The sequence below is a fragment of the Cupriavidus necator N-1 genome (assembly GCF_000219215.1).
In the GTDB taxonomy this organism is placed as follows: Bacteria; Pseudomonadota; Gammaproteobacteria; order Burkholderiales; family Burkholderiaceae; genus Cupriavidus; species Cupriavidus necator.
The window spans coordinates 2,303,313-2,323,170 of sequence record NC_015723.1; the positions used below are offsets into that span (position 1 = coordinate 2,303,313).

At 66.7% G+C, this 19,858-nt stretch carries 20 protein-coding genes; 13 read left to right on the forward strand and 7 right to left on the reverse strand.

The window, feature by feature from the left end; all coding sequences use genetic code 11:
• Nucleotides 1-2: 2 nt before the first annotated feature.
• Entirely contained in the window at nt 3-806 is an 804-nt protein-coding gene (gene dkgB / locus CNE_RS28480; RefSeq protein ID WP_013953757.1) for a 2,5-didehydrogluconate reductase DkgB, read from the reverse strand.
• A 103-nt stretch (nt 807-909) separates the two neighbouring features.
• Here dkgB and CNE_RS28485 point away from each other — a divergent pair, with 103 nt between their 5' ends.
• Entirely contained in the window at nt 910-1,812 is a 903-nt protein-coding gene (locus CNE_RS28485; protein ID WP_013953758.1) for a LysR family transcriptional regulator, read from the forward strand.
• A 15-nt stretch (nt 1,813-1,827) separates the two neighbouring features.
• On the opposite strand, the gene CNE_RS28490 is transcribed toward CNE_RS28485, so the two are convergent.
• A complete protein-coding gene (locus CNE_RS28490; RefSeq protein ID WP_013953759.1) occupies nt 1,828-2,847 on the reverse strand; it encodes an aldo/keto reductase in 1,020 nt (339 codons plus the stop codon).
• A 105-nt stretch (nt 2,848-2,952) separates the two neighbouring features.
• Between CNE_RS28490 and CNE_RS28495 the strand changes: the two genes are divergently transcribed.
• On the forward strand, nt 2,953-3,879 hold the full coding sequence (locus tag CNE_RS28495) for a LysR substrate-binding domain-containing protein (protein ID WP_013953760.1): 927 nt from the start codon (nt 2,953-2,955) through the stop codon (nt 3,877-3,879).
• A 205-nt stretch (nt 3,880-4,084) separates the two neighbouring features.
• Nucleotides 4,085-5,011: a transcriptional regulator GcvA gene (locus tag CNE_RS28500; RefSeq protein ID WP_041228714.1), complete on the forward strand. Its 927-nt coding sequence runs from the start codon at nt 4,085-4,087 to the stop codon at nt 5,009-5,011.
• Nucleotides 5,012-5,080: 69 nt separating this feature from the next.
• On the opposite strand, the gene CNE_RS28505 is transcribed toward CNE_RS28500, so the two are convergent.
• The 5 genes from CNE_RS28505 to CNE_RS28525 form a co-directional block, all read right to left on the reverse strand.
• Nucleotides 5,081-5,491: a thioesterase family protein gene (locus CNE_RS28505; protein ID WP_013953762.1), complete on the reverse strand. Its 411-nt coding sequence runs from the start codon at nt 5,489-5,491 to the stop codon at nt 5,081-5,083.
• Nucleotides 5,492-5,577: 86 nt separating this feature from the next.
• The gene (locus CNE_RS28510; RefSeq protein ID WP_013953763.1) at nt 5,578-6,504 is read right to left on the reverse strand and encodes an amidohydrolase family protein; all 927 of its coding nucleotides are present in this window, start codon (nt 6,502-6,504) and stop codon (nt 5,578-5,580) included.
• A 4-nt stretch (nt 6,505-6,508) separates the two neighbouring features.
• Nucleotides 6,509-7,489, reverse strand: a complete 981-nt coding sequence (locus CNE_RS28515; protein ID WP_013953764.1) for a Bug family tripartite tricarboxylate transporter substrate binding protein — start codon at nt 7,487-7,489, stop codon at nt 6,509-6,511.
• A 46-nt stretch (nt 7,490-7,535) separates the two neighbouring features.
• Nucleotides 7,536-8,768 carry a CaiB/BaiF CoA transferase family protein gene (locus tag CNE_RS28520; protein WP_013953765.1) on the reverse strand — a complete coding sequence of 411 codons (1,233 nt, stop codon included), beginning with the start codon at nt 8,766-8,768 and terminating at the stop codon, nt 7,536-7,538.
• Between the two features lie 69 nt (nt 8,769-8,837).
• Nucleotides 8,838-9,617 (reverse strand): enoyl-CoA hydratase-related protein, encoded by a 780-nt coding sequence (locus CNE_RS28525; protein WP_013953766.1) that lies wholly within the window; start codon nt 9,615-9,617, stop codon nt 8,838-8,840.
• 274 nt (nt 9,618-9,891) lie between these two features.
• Between CNE_RS28525 and CNE_RS28530 the strand changes: the two genes are divergently transcribed.
• The 10 genes from CNE_RS28530 (at nt 9,892) to CNE_RS28570 (ending at nt 19,844) form a co-directional block, all read left to right on the forward strand.
• Complete coding sequence (locus CNE_RS28530; RefSeq protein WP_013953767.1) at nt 9,892-11,031, forward strand: iron-containing alcohol dehydrogenase; 1,140 nt, start codon at nt 9,892-9,894, stop codon at nt 11,029-11,031.
• A gap of 83 nt (nt 11,032-11,114) precedes the next feature.
• Complete coding sequence (locus CNE_RS28535) at nt 11,115-12,095, forward strand: DctP family TRAP transporter solute-binding subunit (RefSeq protein ID WP_013953768.1); 981 nt, start codon at nt 11,115-11,117, stop codon at nt 12,093-12,095.
• Nucleotides 12,096-12,106: 11 nt separating this feature from the next.
• Nucleotides 12,107-13,039 carry an amidohydrolase family protein gene (locus CNE_RS28540; RefSeq protein ID WP_013953769.1) on the forward strand — a complete coding sequence of 311 codons (933 nt, stop codon included), beginning with the start codon at nt 12,107-12,109 and terminating at the stop codon, nt 13,037-13,039.
• Between the two features lie 27 nt (nt 13,040-13,066).
• The gene (locus CNE_RS28545; protein WP_013953770.1) at nt 13,067-13,567 is read left to right on the forward strand and encodes a TRAP transporter small permease; all 501 of its coding nucleotides are present in this window, start codon (nt 13,067-13,069) and stop codon (nt 13,565-13,567) included.
• A 16-nt stretch (nt 13,568-13,583) separates the two neighbouring features.
• Nucleotides 13,584-14,861: a TRAP transporter large permease gene (locus tag CNE_RS28550; protein WP_013953771.1), complete on the forward strand. Its 1,278-nt coding sequence runs from the start codon at nt 13,584-13,586 to the stop codon at nt 14,859-14,861.
• 40 nt (nt 14,862-14,901) lie between these two features.
• A complete protein-coding gene (locus CNE_RS41585) occupies nt 14,902-15,078 on the forward strand; it encodes a hypothetical protein (protein WP_153953306.1) in 177 nt (58 codons plus the stop codon).
• Nucleotides 15,079-15,119: 41 nt separating this feature from the next.
• Nucleotides 15,120-15,728 (forward strand): PPC domain-containing DNA-binding protein, encoded by a 609-nt coding sequence (locus CNE_RS28555; protein WP_013953773.1) that lies wholly within the window; start codon nt 15,120-15,122, stop codon nt 15,726-15,728.
• Nucleotides 15,729-16,241: 513 nt separating this feature from the next.
• On the forward strand, nt 16,242-17,621 hold the full coding sequence (locus CNE_RS28560) for an amino acid permease (protein WP_013953774.1): 1,380 nt from the start codon (nt 16,242-16,244) through the stop codon (nt 17,619-17,621).
• 81 nt (nt 17,622-17,702) lie between these two features.
• Nucleotides 17,703-18,692, forward strand: coding sequence for a hypothetical protein (locus CNE_RS28565; protein WP_013953776.1), 990 nt, complete (start codon nt 17,703-17,705; stop codon nt 18,690-18,692).
• A gap of 9 nt (nt 18,693-18,701) precedes the next feature.
• Entirely contained in the window at nt 18,702-19,844 is a 1,143-nt protein-coding gene (locus CNE_RS28570; RefSeq protein WP_013953777.1) for a glycosyltransferase, read from the forward strand.
• Nucleotides 19,845-19,858 lie beyond the last annotated feature (14 nt).

Consider the following 19,858-nt stretch of genomic DNA (forward strand, 5'->3'; position numbering starts at 1 on the left):
CCTCAGTCCCAGGCCGGGGCCAGGCCCTCGGGGCTGACCTCGCGGCCGTTGCGCTCCAGCGCGGCGATCTGCGCCATGTCGTCGGCGTCGAGCTTCAGGTCGCGCGCCAGCAGGTTGCTGGCCAGGTTCTCGCGCTGGGTCGACGACGGAATCACCGCATAGCCGAGTTGCTGCGCCCATGCCAGCGCAACCTGCGCGACGGTGGCGTGGTGCTTGTTCGCGATCTGCGCCAGCACCGGGTCCTTCAGCACCTTGCCATAGGCCAGCGTCATGTACGACGTCACGGCGATGCCCTGCTCCTGCAGGAACGCGGTGAGCTTGTGGTTCTGCAGATAGGGGCTCAGTTCGATCTGGTTGGTGGCGATTTCGCCCTTGCCAACCGCATCGATCGCCTGCTTCGTCAGCGCGATATTGAAGTTGGAAACACCGATCTGCCGCGTCAGGCCCAGCGCCTTGGCTTCGGCCAGCGCCGCCATGTACTCGGGCAGTTCCACGCCATTGCCCGGCGCCGGCCAGTGGATCAGGGTCAGGTCGACGTAGTCGGTGCGCAGCTTGTCCAGGCTTTCGCGCAGGCTTGGCACAAGCTTGTCGGCGGCGTAGTTCGCCGTCCAGATCTTGGTGGTCACAAACAGTTCATCGCGCTTCACACCGGCCTCGGCGATCGCCTGGCCGACGTCGGCCTCGTTGCCATAGATCTGTGCCGTATCGACGGCGCGATAGCCCAGGTCCAGCGCGTTGCGCACCGAATCGATCACGGCCTGGCCGGTCAGGCGGAAAGTACCAACGCCAAACGAAGGAATGCTCATGGTGCAACTCCTATGAAGGAAATTCGAATGCACGCAGTTTGCCGCCCTTACCTTTGCGGATAAAGCCGTGTATAAGGGAAATTCATTTGATTTTAAATCAACAATGAAGACGACCATCGACGAACTGCTGGCCTTTGCTGCCGTGGTGGACACCGGCTCGATCACGGCGGCCGCCGAGCAGCTCAAGCTGACGGTCTCCGCCACCAGCCGCACCCTGGGCCGGCTGGAGGAGAAGCTGCAGACCACGCTTCTGCGGCGAACCACGCGGCGGCTGGAGTTGACCGAGGAAGGGGCGGCATTCCTGGAACACGCCCGCGCAATCGTGGCGATGGTCGACGAGGCGGAAGAGCAGATCGCGGCGCGTCGCATGCGGCCGGTTGGGCGCTTGCGGGTGGATGCGGCAACGCCGTTCATGCTGCATGTGATCGTGCCGCTACTGGAGGGCTTTTGCGCCAGCTACCCGGAAGTGGAACTGGAACTCAACTCGAACGAAGGCATCATCGACCTGATCGAAAAGCGGACCGATGTGGCGTTCCGCATCGGCCAGCTAAAGGACTCCACGCTGCACGCGCGCCCCATCGGCACCAGCCGAATCCGCATCCTTGCCAGTCCCGACTACCTGAAGCGCCACGGCACGCCCACCAAACCGGCGCAGCTCGCGCAGCATGCGCTGCTGGGCTTCACCCAGCCGGAATCGCTGAACGACTGGCCGCTGCGCGACGACGACGGCAGCGTGATGCATATCAAGCCAACCATCGCCTCGTCCAGCGGCGAGACCCTCAGGAGCCTGGCCCTGAACGGCCAGGGCATTGTCTGCCTGTCGGACTTCATGACGCGCGACGATCGGCAGGACGGGCGACTGGTGCAACTGTTTGCGAAACAGACCCTCGATGTGCGCCAGTCGATCAACGCGGTCTACTATCGCAACACCGCGTTGGCGTCCCGCATCACCTGCTTCGTCGAATATGTGGTCAAGGTGCTCGGCCAGAAGCCGTTCGAGAGCTAGTGGCACCGGTCCGTATCAGACGCGATCGACCGGCAGCGGCGCGTTCGCGGCCACCAGGTGCTGCTCACGCAGTTCGCGCCAGAAATCGGCGGGAATGACTTCCTTCAGCGCGGCCACGTCCTCGGCGATGCGCTCCGGCCGGCTCGCGCCCGGGATCACGGCCGCCACCACCGGGTTCGCCAGCACGAACTGCAGGGCCGCCGCCTTGATGCTGACGCCGTGGCGCTGCGCGACCGCTTTGATGCGCTCTACCCTGGCGATGATCTCGGGCGGCGCCTTCTGGTATTCGAAGTGCGCGCCTCCGGCCAGGATGCCGGAACTGTACGGACCACCGACGACAATCCCGGTCTTGCGTTCCGCCGCCTTCGGCATCAGGCGCTGCAACGCGCGCTCGTGCTCGAGCAGCGAATATCGGCCCGCGAGCAGGAATCCGTCCGGCTGCGCTTCGGCGAGATCCAGCGTCAGTTCGATCGGCTCGACGCGGTTCACGCCCAGGCCCCAGGCCTCGATCACGCCCTCCTCGCGCAGGCGGGTCAGCACGCGGAAGGCACCCTTGCGCGCGGTCTCAAAGTACGACAGCCATTCATCGCCATAGAAGTCCTGGGCAATGTCGTGGACCCACACAAAATCGAAGCGGTCGGTCTTCATCCGCTTGAGGCTGTCCTCGATGGAGCGCAGCGTGCCGTCGGCCGTGTAGTCGACGACGAGCTTGTTCGGGCGGCCAGCCGCAAACAGTCCGCTTTTTTCGCCCAAGGCCCGCGCACTGGCGTCCTCGACTTCGTCCAGGATCAGGCGGCCGACCTTGGTGCTGAGCACGAATTCGTCGCGCTTGTGTCGGGACAGCGCCTCACCCAGCCGGATTTCGGCCAGGCCCGCGCCATAGAACGGCGCCGTGTCGTAGTAGCGCACGCCTTGCGCCCAGGCCGCGTCCACGGTGGCCTGCGCTTCCGCTTCCAGGATGTCGCGGAACATGTTGCCCAGTGGCGCCGTACCAAAGCCGAGCACGCTGCCGGCCAGTTTGTCCTTGATGTCCATGACTGCTCCAATTGCAAAATATGTTTGGGGTGAAGGCAGTCTAGGGTTGCCAATTAAGTCTGTCCAAGACAAAATTTGCCGAACTTGAGTCCCAACAGGTCTTAAATGTTAGATATCCGCCAACTTCATTATTTCGTGGCCGTCGCCGAGGATGAGCACGTCGGACGTGCCGCCGAGCGGCTGCATATCTCCCAATCGCCACTTAGCCGGCAGATCGCCCAGCTTGAAGAGAAACTCGGGGTGACGCTGTTCGAGCGCTCGCAGCAACGAATCCGCCTGACCCGCGACGGCCGCACGTTCCTGGCCGAGACCCGCGCATTCCTGACGCATGCCAACCGGCTCGAATCGCTGGCGCGACGGCTTGGCCGCGGCGACGAAGGCGGGCTGTGCATCGGCTACCTGGAATATGCGATGCATTCGGGCGTGCTGCCGAATGCCTTGCGCGAACTGCGCGACAGCCGGCCTGCGGTGCATATCGCGCTGTACAACCAGCAGTCGGACGTTCAACTGGAGGGGCTGCGCCAGCGCAGCCTCGACATCGCACTCGTCTGCGAGCCGCCGCCACCTGACGATCCAGACCTCGAGGCTGCCCAGGTGCTCAATGATCCGATGCTGCTGGCGCTGCCCGAGGGGCATCCGCTGGCAGTGGCGCAACGGATCACCCCGGAAGATCTCGCTGCGCAGAAGTGGATCGGTGTCATGCACAGGGAAAGCGCGCTACGGCATGACACGTTCATCGCGGCTTGTGCGAAGGCCGGCTTCACGCCGACGATAACGATGGAGGCCACGGAACCGCTGGCGGCCCTTGGCCTGGTCGCCGCGGGACTCGGCGTCACCACGATCCAGCAAAGCCTGCGCCACCAAGCGCCGGCGGGTGTGGTACTGCACGATTTGTCGTGGCTCAACTATCGGACGCCTTTATGGGCGGCCTGGCACAAGATCAACCTGAGGCCCCTGGTGGAGATCTTTCGCAAGACGTTGGTACCGGCAAGCGGCGAGATACCCGATCTCACGCCGCAGGAGGCGGGCTGACGCTCCCTCTAAACATGCGCATTGTCATGCTGGCCTAGGCTTATCGAGCTGCCCGGCGGGCCGCAAACGGAGCGGCCGTGAATTCACCTACATGGGGACAGGCCCTATTCCCATGGCCCGGCACGAATGCTATCGTGCAGCGGCTTGCCGGTGCCACAGCACCCCGCATGCCGGCAAGGCGTCTACAGGATTGCGTACCCCCGATATGTCGAGACAGATTCCCCCACTCAACCCGCTCAGGGCGTTCGAAGTGGCTGCCCGGCATCTGAGCTTCACGCGGGCCGCGGAGGAATTATTCGTCACGCCGTCGGCAGTCAGCCACCAGATCAAGGCACTGGAAGAAAGCCTTGGCGTGCAGTTGTTTATCCGCGAGGCCAAGGCGCTGGTCCTGACACCCGCCGGCACCGCCTACCTGCCCAGCGTGCAGCTGGCCTTCAAGCAGCTCGCCGATGCCACGCACCGCCTGCATAGCAAGGACCGCCCCGCGCTGAAGGTCAACATGCCGCCCACGTTCGCGGTCAAATGGCTGATCCCGCGCATGGACCGCTTCATGAAGGCGCACCCGGATATCGACCTGAAGGTGTCCACCTCGAACCATCGCATCGACTTCGAGCGCGACGATTTCGACATGGCGATCCGCTATGGCCGCGGCGATTACCCCGGCCTGCACTGCGAGCTTTGCATGGCGGTCGAAGTCATCCCCGTGTGCAGCCCGGCGCTGCTGCAAGGTTCTCTGCCGCTCGAAACGCCGTCCGACCTGAAGCACCATACGCTGCTGCACGACGACAGCACGTATACGGACGTGAGCAACCCCGACTGGGCAATGTGGCTTGAGCACGCCGGCGTGACCGATGTCGATGCCAGCCGCGGGCCGTCGTTCTGGCCAAGCCACCTGGTCATCAACGCCGCGCTTAATGGCCTGGGCGTGGCGCTGGTCAAGAAGAACTGGATCGAGCAGGACCTGGCCGAAGGCCGGCTGGTGCGATTGTTCGAAGCGATCCGGCTGCCGGTCGAATTCTCTTACTTCGTGGTCTTCCCGAAGGAGAGGCTGGAGGATCGTCGCATCCGCAGCTTCACTGACTGGATCCGCGCGGAAGTGTCGGCGGACCAGCAGCAGCCGGCCCCCGTCTGAGCGCAGCTTGCGGGGCGCGTCCCGCAAGCTGCCCGTGCCCGCCGCACCGGACAGGCAAACAGCGCGGCTTCAGGCCACGGCCGGCATCGACGCCGTCTTCTTCTGCACGCGTGCGCGCAAACGCTCGACATCGACAATGAAGCGGCGATGCGTGCCGCTGCAAACCCGCTCCACCGCATCGTCGGCGGTCACGCTAAATGTGACACTGCGGCCGTCGACGGCCGTGATCTCGGCATGGATGCGCACCTCGCCGCCCAGCGGCGTGGCACCGGTGTGTTGCACCGAGACCTCCGCGCCGACCGAGCTTTCACCGTCATCGAGAAAGCCTTGCACGAAGTCGAGGCAAGTCTGCTCAATGTCGCGTACCAGCTCGGGCGTGGCGTAGATGCGCAGGCTTTCGCCGAGAAAATCTATGGTGCGCTGGCGGTCGACCGTCAGCGTGCGCGCGCAGGTCGCGCCCGGTTGCAATCCGTTCTTCATCAGGGGTTCCTTTCAGGTTTATGGACGAAGCCGCCCGGCCCGCCGCAGCGCGAGCCGGGCGGGTGGCGGATCCTTGTGATGCACTGCTACAGGCGATAGAAGCGCGCGGCGTTGTCGTGCCACAGCGCGCGCTGCTGTTCGGGTGAATAGACGGCGATGGCGGCGCGGAAGCCTGCGACGATGGTGTCGTAGCTCGCCACGAGGCTGTCCACGGGATAGTTGCTGGCGAACATGCAGCGCTCCGTGCCGAAGATGGCGATGGCATCGCGGATCACGGGCACGTTGTCGGCCTGCGTCCACGGCTTGCCCGGCAATCCCAGGCCAGAGATCTTCACGGCAACATTGGGTTGCCTGGCCAGCTCGGCCATCGCGGCGCGCCAGCCGGCCAGGCCGGCTTCACTGCGGTCAGCCGGCAACCCGGTATGGTTCAGGATCAGCTGCGTGCCCGGGAAATCCCGTGCCAGTGCTGCCGCCTGATCCATGTTCCACCACGGCGCCTGCAGGTCGAAGGACATGCCATGGCGAGCAAGCAAGGCATAGCCTCGCCGCCAGCGCTCATCGTCCATCGAGCCCGGCACGCCGCGCCGCGCGTCCTCGCGCCGCGCCGCGGTCACGGGCTTGTTGCGGATGCCGCGCATCATGGCGTAGGCGGCATGCCCCGCCAGCACTCCATCGACATCGCCTCGGTCAAGCTGGGCATGGCCGACAATCACCGTTGGCCGGCCTGTCTGCGCGGCGAGCTGCGTCAGCCACGCGGTCTCGTCGCCAGGATTGGCGCGCGCCCATTCGGCTTCCACGTGCACCGTCTTCACCGGCGCGCAGCCAGCCGTGTCACGGGCAAGATCCTCCGGAAGATAGTTCCTGCGCAGCGCCGAGTAATCGCCATAGCGGAAGTTCGGCACGGTTTCGTCCTGCAGCCACGGGTAAGGGTTGCGCGCCAGGTTCCAGAAATGCTGGTGTGCATCGATAAAAGGCTCGACGGGCGCCGCGCTCTCCGCAGGTGTGTCGCGCATGGGCCTACTCCCTGACGCTGATGCGGCTGGCGAGCTGCTTGAACTGCGCCGACTCCTTCACCATGGCGGCCTGCAGCGTCACGTCATCGGCATAGGTGTCGGTGCTGAAGTGCAGCTTCTCCAGCGTCTGGCGCATCACCGGCTCCTGCACGGATTTCGCAATCGCCGTCTTCAGTACCGCAATCACCTCGGGCGGCGTGCCCTTTGGCGCCGAGATGCCGCGCCAGATCCCCATCGACAGGTCGATATTGCGCTCCTTCAGCGTTGGCACGTTCTCGAAGCCGCCGACCCGCTTGTCCGCCATCACCGCCAGCACCTTGAGCTTGCCCGCGGCCACATGCGTGAAGACCTCCGCCGTACTGACCGTGACCGCATCGATATGCCCGCCCAGCAGCGCGAGCGTAGCGGGAGCGCCGCCGGCATAGGGAATGTGGTTGAATTTCGCGCCGGTCTTGTCCGCCAGCGCGGCGGCTGCCATATGCCACGCGGAGCCCTGCCCTGCGTTACCCACGCGGATATTGGCGTCCGGCTTGCGCGCATCGGCGACGAACTGCTCGATCGTGGTCCACGGCGCATCGGCCCGTACCGCCACGGCGGCCGGGTCCGCGTTCAGGCGAGCGACGGGGATCAGGTCCTGGTAAGTGAACTTGGCCAGCCCGAGGTAGTTCAGGAAGGTCAGCTCGCTGGACGACAGCACCAGCTTGTAGCCATCCGGCTTCGCGTGAACCACTTCGCCCAAGCCTACCGCGCCGGTGGCGCCCGGCTTGTTGATGACGACGATCGGCTGCGGCAGGTGCCTGGCGGCCGCGGCGGACAGCGCGCGCGCCACCACGTCCGCCCCGCCGCCTGCCTGCCACGGCACAATCAGTTCGATGCGCCGGCTAGGGTATGTTTCCGCACTCGCCGTGGCTGTACCGCCCAGCAGCCCCAGTACCACGGCCGCCGGCATCGCCCAGCGCCGCATTAGCGAACGTGACATCGTCATGGTTGTCTCCTGTCTTTTATCGGTATAGATGATGACCGCGGTGCGCTCAGGCGGCACCGCGTTCCAGTTCCTGTGCGCGGGCCGGTGCGCCGAACGCCCCCTGCGCACGCAGCCGCGTGACGGTGGCCGCGTCCAGGCCGAACTCGCCCAGCACCTCATCGGTATGCTGGCCCAGCAACGGCGCCGGATAGCGCACCTGCTGCGGCGTGCCGCTCAGCTTGACCGGGAACCCCAGCGCCTTGACCCGCCCTTCGACCGGGTGATCGATCTCCAGCACCATGTCCCGCGCCACCGCCTGTTCGCTGGCCAGCGCTTCGTCGTAGGTGAAGATCGGTGCCGCCGGCACACCAGCCGCCAGCAGCGCATCCACCCACTCCGCCGCCGGCTTGCGCGCGAATTCTGCCTCAATTTCAGGAATCAGCGCGGCGCGGTTGCGGATGCGGGCGGCGTTGTCGGTAAAGCGCGGATCGGCAAGCAGGTCGGGCCGCTCGATGACCTCGCACAGCGCGGCCCACAGCTTGGGGTTGGCCGCGCCGATGACAAAGTGCCGGTCGGCGGCGCGCACAGCCTGGTACGGCGCACTCATGCGGTTGGCGCTGCCGATCGGTACCGGCACGGCGCCGGTGCCCCAAAACTCGGCCGACTCCCATACCGACAACCCCAGCGCCGTCTCGAACAGCGACGCATCCACATATTGTCCCTGTCCGGTATGCTCGCGCCCCATCAGCGCGCTCAGGACGCCATAGGCAGTGAACAGCCCGGCCCCCAGGTCGGCGATCGGCACGCTAGCCTTGACCGGCGGCGCGTCCGGATGGCCCATCACGCTCATCACGCCTGACATGGCCTGCGCGATCAGGTCCAGCCCCGGGCGTCGCGACCACGGTCCGGTCTGGCCGAAGCCGGAGATGCTCGCGTAGACCAGGCGCGGGTTAATCTCGCGCAGCACCGCATAGTCGATCTTCAAACGAGCGGCCACGCCCGGGCGGTTGTTTTCCACCAGCACGTCGGCGCCGCGCACCAGTTCATAGAAAGCCTCCAGGCCGGCCGGGTTCTTCAGGTCAATCTCGACACTGCGCTTGTTACGGTTCAGCGCCAGGAAGCCGCCGCTGTCATCGCCCTTGAGCCGGAAACCCATTGACTTGCGGGTCTGGTCGCCGGCACCCGGCGCTTCGACCTTGATAACATCGGCGCCCATGTCGCCCAGCAGCATGCAGCAGAACGGACCCGCCATGATCTGGCTGACGTCCAGGACCTTGATTTTCGATAACGGCAAATTCATGGATACCACCTGAGGTTGAGGCAGCCGCATGGGAATGACGGTGCCACGGTGCTTGGAAAAAAGGTGCTTTCAACGGCCCACGAATTGCGGCCGGGTCTTGTCGATAAAGGCGCGGTGGCCGATACGGAAATCCTCGGTATCGAAGCAGACATAGGACTCGGCATGCTCTTCCGGACGCAGCGGCGTGGGGTCCGACAACCGGCGCACGAACTGCTTGTGCCAGCGCGCCACCAGCGGCGCGCCGGCGGCAATGCGGCGTGCTGTCGCGTAGGCTTCGTCAGGCACCGCCTCATCCGCCACCACTCGGTTGACGAGGCGCTTTTCCAGTGCCTCCGCAGCATCGAACACGCGGCCTTCCAGCACGATCTCCAGCGCGGTCGCCGGCCCCGCAAGCGCCACCAGCCCGCCCAGTTCGCCATACGACATCACCAGTCCGAGCCGGTTGACCGGCACGCCGAAGCGGCTTGACTCGCCGCAGATGCGCAGGTCGCACATCGAGGCGATCTCCAGCCCGCCGCCGACGCACGCGCCCTGGATCAGCGCGATGGTCGGGTGCCGGCATTCGGCGATGGCGCGCATGGTGGCGTTGGTGATCTCGCCATACTGCTGCGCCTGCGCCGCGTTGGCGCGCATGGTGTCGAACTCGGCGATGTCCGCGCCGGCGGCGAAGGCCTTGTCGCCGGCGCCGCGCAGCACCACGCAGCGCAGCGTGTCGTCGGCAGACAGGCCCTGAATGGCTTCGGTCAGGCCCTGCCACATGGATAGGTCCATGGCATTGAGCTTGTCCGGGTTATTCAGCGTGATGGTGGCGACCTGGGCGTCGCGCTCGATCAGGATCGGTTGTCTCATGGTTGTCGTTGGTGTGGAGGAGGCCCGGCATGTGCGGGCGGTGGTCCGGAATCCGGCTGGTCTGCGCCAGTCTAGGGCCCGCGTCGCGCGCCGCAAAACGAGAAAATCTCAGCGCCGTTTCAAGAAAAACTAGGCATTCGTTGCTGTGAATTTTTCTTGGGCTCCCTTCAAGTAAATCCACGTTGTTACCTGCGGGCCTTGTTTCTAGACTTCGTCACCAATGCAGCCGGCCCGCCTGCGGCGCCCGGCACACCACACACAGCACGGAGACAAGATGGCCCTCATCAACTACATCACCCAGATCCAGATCGACTTCGGCGCGATCGGGCTGCTGGCCCAGGAATGCGAACGCATCGGCATCACGCGCCCGCTGGTGGTCACCGACGCCGGCGTCAAGGCCGCGGGCATCGTCCAGCGCGTGCTGGAGCAGCTGCGCCCTGGCAGCGAAGCCGTGATCTACGACGGCACGCCGTCCAACCCGACCGAAGCCGCCATGCGCGAAGCCGTGCGCCTCTATGGCGACTACCGCTGCGACGGCATCATCGCGGTGGGCGGCGGCTCGCCCATCGACCTGGCCAAGGGCGTGGCAGTGTGCGCCACGCACGACGGCCCGCTGCGCCAGTTCGCCGCGATCGAAGGCGGCGTGGCGCGGATCACGCCTGCGACCGCGCCGGTGATCGCCATCCCCACCACTGCCGGCACCGGCAGCGAAGTCGGCCGCGGCGCGGTGCTGATCCTCGACGACGGCCGCAAAGTGGGCGTGCTGTCGCCTTACCTGGTGCCGCGCGTGGCGATCTGCGATCCCGAGCTGACCCTGGGCCTGCCGTCGATGCTGACCGCGGCCACCGGCATGGATGCCATCGCGCATTGCCTGGAGACCTTCATGGCGCCGGCCTTCAACCCGCCGGCCGACGGCATCGCGCTGGATGGCCTGCGCCGCGCCTGGCTACATATCGAACGCGCGCGGCGCGATCCACAGGACCGTGCCGCACGGCTGGCGATGATGAGCGCGTCGATGCAGGGCGCGTTGGCGTTCCAGAAAGGCCTGGGTTGCGTGCACAGCCTGAGCCATGCGCTCGGCGGGCTGATGCCAACGCTGCACCACGGCACCCTGAACGCGGTGCTGCTCCCGGCGGTGATCCGCTTCAATGCGGACGCGCCGTCGATGCAGGCAGAGGCCAAGCTGGAGCGCATCGCGCAGGCCATGGGCCTGCCCGACGCCGGCGCCATCGGCGCGGCCATCACGGACATGAACCAGCGCCTGGGCCTGCCGGCAGGCTTGCGGCAGATGGGTGTGGACCCTGCCCTGTTCCCCCGCGCGATCAACTACGCGCTGGCCGACCATTGCCACAAGACCAACCCGCGCGTGGCCAGCGCCGAAGACTACACGGCAATGCTGCAGGCCTCTCTGTAGATCGCGCGAAACACCCGCCCCCGCACGGGGCAGCACAGAGCCCGGCATACCCGACCGGGCCGCATGACAAACCAGGAGACACCATGAAACACGTTATCCCGCATATCGTGCTGGCGGCGCTATTGTCCGTCGCCGGCGTGGCCGCCGCGCAGACGCCCGTCAAGCTGCGCTTTGCCCATACCGTTCCGGAAACCGATTCGCAGCATCAGGCCGCGCTGGCCTTCAGCAAGAAGGTCAAGGAGCGCACGCAGGGCGGTGTCGAGATCCAGGTCTTTGCCAACAGCCAGCTCGGCAACGACACCACGCTGGTCACGGGCGTGCGCAGCGGCACCATCGACATCGGTGCCACCGGCAATCCCTTTGTCACCGGTCTGGTGCCGCGCCTGAACGTTCTCGACCTGCCCTACCAGTTCGAGGATGGCCCGTCGGCCTACAAGGTGCTGGACGGCGCGGTGGGCCGCTCGCTGCTCGACGAGCTGGGCGCGCACCGCATCAAGGGCCTGGCCTTCTGGGAAATCGGCTTCCGCAGCCTGGGTAACAACAAACGGCCCATCAACAAGGCCGAGGACATCCGCGGCCTGAAGATCCGCACCACGCCCAACCCTTCGCATATCAAGGCCTTCCAGCTGCTGGGTGCGAGCCCGCAGCCGATGCCGTTCGCCGAGGTCTTCGGCGCGTTGGAATCCGGTGCGGTGGACGGCCAGGAAAACCCGCCCACGCTGATGGTGTCGGCCAAGATGTACGAGGTGCAGAAGTACGTCTCGATGACGCGCCACGCCTATACGGCGCTGGTGGTGCTGATGAACAAGGCCAGGTTTGATTCGCTCAAGCCTGAGTACCAGAAGGTGCTGCTGGAAGAAGCCGCGGCCGCCGCCAACTACCAGCGCAAGCTCAACGCCGACAACGAAGCGGCCGCAATCGCCACGCTGCGCGCCAAGGGCGTGCAGGTCAACGAGCATCCCGACAACTCCGGCATCCGCAAGGTAGTGCGCGAGGAAACGCGCCAGCTGTTCGTGCAGAAGAACGGCGACGCCGTGCTGCGCGCCATGGACGCCCAGCGGTAGGAGGACGAGCCATGCCGGTGCTACCCACCGCCATCGTCGACGCCCACCACCACCTGTGGCGGCTCGGCACGGCGCGCTACCCCTGGCTGCAGGAAGGATACGACCCTGCCGCCTTCTTCCTTGGCGACTACGCCACGCTGCGGCAGGACTTCGATCCGTCGGACTACCTGCGGCAGTGGGACGGGCTGCACCTGGCCGCCAGCGTGCATGTCGAAGCCGAACGGCATGCCGACGAGTCGATGGCCGAGACCGCGTGGCTGCATCAGGTCCACGCGCGACACGGCTTTCCCAATGCAGTGGTGGCGCATGCCGATTTCAACAGTGACACGCTGGCGGCGCAATTGCGCGCGCACCAGGCCTTCCCGCTGGTGCGGAGCGTGCGGTGCAAGCCGCGCACCAGCCGCACCGCCGATGGCTGCGTGCGCGGGCAGCCGGGCACGCTACAGGATCCGCGCTGGCAGTCCGGCCTGCAGCGGCTGGCCGAGCATGGTCTGGCGTGGGACCTGCGCGTGCCCTGGTGGCACCTTGAGGAAGCCGCGGAGGCGATAGCGGCCGTGCCGGGACTGGCGGTGGTGGTCGAGCACACCGGCCTGCCGTGGGACCGCTCGGAAGCCGGCCTGGGCGGCTGGCGCCGCGGACTCACGGCGCTGTCCAGCCTGCCCGGCGTGCACCTGAAGCTGTCCGAGTTCGGCCTGCCCGGCGCGGCGTGGGACCGCGCCGGCAATGTCGGCGTGATCCAGCAGGCGCTGGAAATCTTCGGCTGGCAGCGCTGCATGTTCGCCAGCAATCTGCCGGTTTCCGGCCTGCGCGCATCGCTGCATGAAATCGTCAACACCGTGGCCGCGGGGCTGGAATGCCTGCCCGACGCCGCCGCCCAAGCGGTGTGGCACGACAACGCCATGCGCTTTTACCGGATCGAGGCGCCCGCAGCGAGCCTGCGCTGACGCCCGTCCAACCAGGAGTTCCAAATCATGAACCGCATTACGCTCCGCCTGGCCCAGGGCGCCATGGTCGCCATGATGGCCACCATGATCGTGCTGGTCTTCGGCAACGTGGTCCTGCGCTACGTCTTCAATTCCGGCATTGCCTTCTCTGAGGAAGCCTCGCGCTTCATCTTCATGTGGCTGACGCTGACCGGCGCGCTGCTGGTGATGCACGACAAGGCTCACCTCGGCATGTCCACGGTGGTCTCGCGACTGGGGGAAAACGGCCAGCGCGCCTGCCGCCTGCTGGCCGATGCAGGCGCGCTGGGCTGCTGCCTGCTGCTGGCGCACGGCGCCTGGCAGCTGGTGGCGATCGGCATGGACGACCGTGCCCCCGTCACCGGCGTGCCGCTGGGCGTGGTCTATGCCTGCCTGCTGGTATGCAGCGTCGGCATGGCGGCGATTCTTCTGCACGGGCTGTGGCGGCTGGTCAGCGGCCGCATGCCGCAGCATGAACTGGTGCCGCAGTCCGGCGCCACCGGCGAATGACCGCGAGGAGCCCATCATGACCATCTTTGTCTTTGTCGGCTCGCTGCTGGGCGCGATGTCGCTCGGCATGCCCATCGCCTTTGCGCTGCTCGCTTCTGGTGTCGCGCTGATGCTGCACCTGGGCAACTTCGATACGCAGATCCTCGCGCAGAACATGCTCGAGGGCGTCAACAACTATCCGCTGATGGCGGTGCCGTTCTTCATGCTGGCCGGCGAGCTGATGAACGCCGGCGGGCTGTCGCAACGGATCGTGCGCGTGGCGAATGCGGCGGTCGGGCACGTGCGCGGCGGGCTGGGCTACGTGGCGATCATCGCGGCCACGGTGGTGGCCAGCATCTCCGGCTCGGCGGTGGCCGATACCGCCGCCGTCGCCGCGCTGCTGATCCCGATGATGCGCAACGCCGGCTACAACGTGCCGCGCGCCGCGGGCCTGATCGCAGCGGGCGGCATCATTGCGCCGGTGATCCCGCCGTCGATCGCCATCGTCGTGTTCGGCGTGGTCGCGCAGGTCTCGATCACCAAGCTGTTCCTGGCCGGCATCGCGCCCGGCGCCATGATGGCGCTGACGCTCGCCGTCACCTGGCACTTCTGCGCGCGCAAGGAGAAGCTGGCGCCGGTGGAACCGTTCAGTGCGCGCCGCCTGGCCAAGGCCACGCTCGACGGCGTGTGGGCGCTGGTGCTGCCGGTGGTGATCATCGGCGGCATGAAGATCGGCGCCTTCACGCCGACCGAAGCCGCCGTGGTGGCGGTGGTCTACGCCATGGCGGTCGGCCGCTTCGTCTACGGCGAGCTGAAGCTGCGCGCGCTGCCGGATCTGATCGTCACCGCGGCCAAGACTTCCAGCACGGTGCTGTTCCTGGTGGCGTGCGCGCTGGTCTCGGCGTGGCTGATCACCATCGCCAACATCCCGGCACAGGTGACCGACCTGCTCGAGCCGTTCATCGACAACAAGATCCTGCTGATGTTCGTGATCATGGTCCTGGTGATCGTGGTCGGCACCGCGCTCGACCTGATGCCGACCGTGCTGATCATGACGCCGATCCTGATGCCGGTGATCACCAAGGCGGGCATCGACCCGGTGTACTTCGGCGTGATGTTCGTACTCAACAATGCCATCGGCCTGCTGACGCCGCCGGTCGGTACGGTGCTCAATGTGGTGGCCGGCACTTCCCGGTGCAGCCTGGACAGCGTGATCAGCGGCGTCTGGCCCTTCCTGCTGAGCCTGACCGCGCTGATGTTCCTGTTCGTGCTGTTCCCGCAGCTGATTCTCGTGCCGGCCGCATGGCTGCATTGAGGCCAACCGCGTGCCGCTTCCCTTCCTTGCAGGACACAAGATGTCATCCATCAACGAGATCGAGGACCTGCGTCGGCTCGCCCGGCAGCGGGTGCCGCGCATGTTTTATGAGTACGCCGACTCCGGTTCGTGGACCGAGTCCGCATCGAAGTCCATATGGACGGCGGCACATCGTGCTGCCGCCGCATCCGCCTGCTCCGTAATTTTCTTGCCGTAGCCACAAACCCAACCGCAAACAAACCAGACAGGAGACTACAGATGATCCTTCGCATAACCCTGCGCGCCCGCCAGGCGCTCGCCATCCTCGCAGCGGCCACCTCCGTTGGCGGCCTCGCCCTGATGCCCGCGCCAGCCGCGGCGCAGCCGGCGCCATCCGCCGAATGCAGGACGGCACTGGACGCCCGTGCCCAGAACCCGAACTACCCGCGCGAGAGCGTGCCGCGCTACATCAAGACCCCCACCGGCTACCTGCTAGTGCTGCGCATGGGCGACAACGTCTTCGAGCAGATCGAAGCCTTTGCCATCTGCGAGAAGGTGCCCAGCGCAAGCCTGTCCGCGATCGGCTTCGCCAACGTCACGTTCGGCTTCTGGGATGCCGCGAAGAAGCAGTTCAACCCGCGCACCTTCCGCAACGTGGAGATGGCCAGCATCGTCGGCAGCCTGGCCTGGAAAGAAGGCAAGCCGTCGATTCATGCACACGGCGTGGCCGGCGACAGCAGTTTCGACACGTACGGCGGCCACATCCTGTCGATGGAGGTCGGCACCGGATCGCTGGAAGTGACGGTGACGGCCTATCCGCAGCAACTGGAACGCGGCATCGACCCGAAGATCGGCGCAAACGTGCTGGGGCTGCGCGATAGCCACTGACGGGCACTTCGCACACGCGGACCCAGAAGTCAATCACGTCGCCGCCCGGACCGGCAATTCGAGCTGGGCGTTCAGTAAATGTCTCGATCGCAGGATTGGCTTCGACCATCATCCAGGTCCGGTAAACCTCATAGCTACCGAGGCTCAGCCGGCGTCCAGGCTTTGGGCTGAACAGCTCAATCGCGGAAGCTCAGGACTGCCGCGCGGCCTCGATCTCCTCCTTCAGGATCGGGATGGCGACCGACGTGTCAAGTTGAGCCGGAGGCGGGGGCCGCTCCCGTGCCAGTACGGCAGGACCATCGAGCCACACAATTGCGCGCAGGGGTATCGCCGCTCCCGTCGCCAGCAATCTTTCCTGATTTTCACGACGAATTCAGCAACAAATACCCCCGTTATCTGATTAACCTGCCCGCTATTTTCCGTTTGCGGCCCACCGCGGACGAGAAAATAGCTGCTCCCGCCGGCCCCACGAAGGCCGGCGCGGCCTTTCAGATGACACGGAGACAACGACACATGAGTGCAAGCGCAGAACATCTGCAACGCGGCCTGGGCGAACGCCATATCCGGCTGATGGCGCTGGGTTCGGCCATCGGCGTGGGCCTGTTCCTGGGCGCCGGCAATGCCATCAAGATGGCCGGCCCCGCCATCATGCTGGGCTACCTGATCGGCGGCGCGGTGATCTTCCTGATCATGCGCGCGCTGGGCGAGATGGCCGTGCACAACCCCGTGGCCGGCTCCTTCTGCCGCTACGCGCAGGACCACATGGGCCCGCTGGCGGGCTACCTGACCGGCTGGAACTACTGGTTCCTGTGGCTGGTGACCTGCGTGGCGGAAATCACCGCCGTGGCCATCTACATGGGCATGTGGTTCCCCGACGTGCCGCGCTGGATCTGGGCACTGGCCGCGCTGGCGGCGATGGGCTCGGTCAACCTGATGGCGGTCAAGGCCTATGGCGAGTTCGAGTTCTGGTTCGCCATGATCAAAATCGTCACCATCGTGCTGATGCTGTTCGGCGGCGGCGCGATGATCGTGTTCGGCTTTGGCAACGGCGGTGTCGCCACCGGCATCTCCAACCTGTGGGCGCACGGCGGCTTCATGCCCAACGGCGCCTCCGGCGTGCTGATGTCGCTGCAGATGGTGATGTTCGCCTACCTGGGCGTGGAGATGATCGGCCTGACCGCCGGCGAGGCGCGCAACCCGAAGAAGTCGATCCCGGACGCGATCAACTCGGTGTTCTGGCGCATCCTGATCTTCTACGTGGGCGCGCTGTTCGTGATCCTGGCACTGTACCCGTGGAACGAGATCGGCGCCCAGGGCAGCCCCTTCGTGCTGACCTTCGAGCGGCTGGGCATCAAGACCGCCGCCGGCATCATCAACTTCGTGGTGCTGACCGCGGCGCTGTCGTCGTGCAACGGCGGCATCTTCAGCACCGGACGCATGCTGTACAACCTGGCGCAGCAGGGCCAGGCGCCCAAGGCCTTTGCCAGGGTCGACCGCAATGGCGTGCCGCGCCGCGCACTGCTGGTGTCGATCGCCGCGCTGCTGTGCGGCGTTCTGCTCAATTACCTGGTGCCGGAGCAGGTCTTTGTCTGGGTGACGGCGATCTCCACCTTCGGCGCGGTCTGGACCTGGGCCATCATCCTGGTCACGCAGATCAACTTCCGCCGCAGCCTGTCGGCGGCCGAGCGCAAGGCGCTGGCCTTCCGCATGCCGTTCTGGCCGTATGGCTCCTACATCGCGCTGGCCTTCCTGGCGCTGGTGGTGGCGCTGATGGCCTACTTCCGGGAGACCCGCGTGGCGCTGTACGTGGGCCCGGGCTGGCTGGTCCTGCTGACGGTGTGCTACTACGCGCTGGACATGCGCTCGCGCGGGCCGGTCAGCTACCGCGCCTGACCTTGCCGTAGCCTGCGGGGTGCGCCGGCCGGCGCGCCTCGCTACAATGACCCCCGGGCAATCCAACGCCAGGGGGGCCGAATGTCCGAGACCACTGAGGTTGCTGGCAACGCGGCGGCCGCGCCGCCGCGCAACAGCGCCGCCGATGCCGAGGCCCGCGCCATCGCGGTTGCCGATACGGTCGCTCGCACTGCCGTCGAGCAGGCCGACCATACCATGCGCCACTGGACCGACCCCACCCCGGGGCCGGTGCGCATCGGCTCCCCGCAGCACCTGCAGATGTTCTGCAATATGCTGCTGCAGACCCACAATCCCTACAAACCCACCGTGATCGACTGGCCGAAGCTGTCGCCGGAGGCCCTGCACCGCGTCACCTCGCTGCCGATCTGGGACATCGCCGTGCAGACCGAGGGCCGCGCCTCGATCCGCGTCAAGACCTTTGCCGATACCGTCGGCGATCCGCTGCTGCGCAGCGCGCTGGAAATGGACGGCGGCGAGGAGGCGCGCCACAAGGTGGTGCTGTCGAAGCTGGTCGAGGCCTATGGCATCGCGCTCGCGCCCGAGCCTGACTACCCGCCACCTGACGATCCGGAATGGGGCTGGCTGGTCACCGGCTACAGCGAGTGCATCGACAGCTTTTTCGCCTTCGGCCTGTTCGCCGCGGCCAGGCGCTCGGGCTTCTTCCCCGCCGAGCTGGTCGAGACCTTCGAGCCGGTGATCCAGGAGGAAGGCCGCCATATCCTGTTCTTCGTCAACTGGGCCGCCTGGTACCGGCGCAACCTGCCGTGGTGGCGCCGCCCGCTGTTTGCGCTGAAGGTGGCGCGGGTGTGGGCCTTCCTGGTCTGGGAGCGCATCGGCATTGCGCGCGGCATCGACACCGACGGCGTGGCCCAGGACGCCAACTTCACCATGAACGGTTCCGCGGCGCTGGGCGAAGCCCTGACGCCGGGCGCGATGATCGACCTGTGCCTGGCCGAGAACGACCGGCGCATGGCCGGCTACGACGCGCGCCTGCTGCGCCCGGAAACCGTGCCGCGGCTGGCCCGGCTGGCGCGGCGCTTCGTCAAATAGGGCCGGCCCATGCACCTTGCGTTGGCGTTGTCACTGCTGTCGCTGGCGGTCTGGCTGGTGCTGATCTTTGCCCGTGCCGGCTTCTGGCGCGTGCGCAAGCCGGCTGCCGCACCGGATCCCGCGGCCTGGCCAGACGTGGTCGCGGTCATCCCAGCCCGCAACGAGGCCGAGGTGATCGGCCGCGCCGTGGCCGGCGTGCTGGGCCAGCGCTACCCGGGCCGGCTGGCGCTGGTGGTGGTGGACGACCACAGCCAGGACGGCACCGCCGATATCGCCCGCGCCGCCGCCGCGGCCACCGCGCGCCCGCGGGGGCTGACCGTGATCGGCGCCCGCGAGCTGCCGGCCGGCTGGAGCGGCAAGGTCTGGGCCCAATCCGAAGGGCTGGCCGCGGCCGACCGCATCGCCGCGCAGGCCCGCTACGTCTGGCTGACCGATGCCGATATCTGGCACGGCCCCGGCGTGCTGGCCGCGCTGGTGGCGCGCGCCGAGCACGAGCGGCGCGACCTGGTCTCGCTGATGGTGCGGCTGCGCTGCGAATCCGCCTGGGAACGGCTGATCGTGCCGGCCTTTGTCTTCTTCTTCGCCAAGCTCTACCCCTTCGCCCGCGTGCGCGATGGCCGCAGCCGCGTGGCCGCCGCGGCCGGGGGCTGCATGCTGGCCAGCCGGGCGGCGCTGGCGCGCATTGGCGGCTTTGCCGCCATCCGCGGCGAGCTGATCGACGACTGCAGCCTGGCCTCGCGCATCAAGCCCGGCGGCGCGATCCGCCTGGACCTGGCCGACGACAGCGTGTCGTTGCGGCCCTACAACGACTGGCGCAGCCTGTGGGACATGATCGCGCGCAGCGCCTACACCCAGCTGCGCTATTCGCCGCTGCTGCTGGGCGGCGCGGTGGCGGGCATGGCGCTGACCTACCTGGTGCCGCCGGTGCTGGCGCTCGGCTGGCGGCTGTGGCCGGCATGGCTGGCCTGGGGCGCGATGACCCTGGCCTACCTGCCGATGCTGCGCGAATACCGGCAGCCGGCGTGGCTGGCGCCGCTGCTGCCGGTCACGGCGCTGTTCTACCTGGGGGCGACCATCGACTCGGCACGGCGCTACTGGCTGCGGCGCGGCGGGCAGTGGAAGGGCCGGGCGCAGGCGCCGGTGCGGTCCTGAGCGTGCCGTACCAG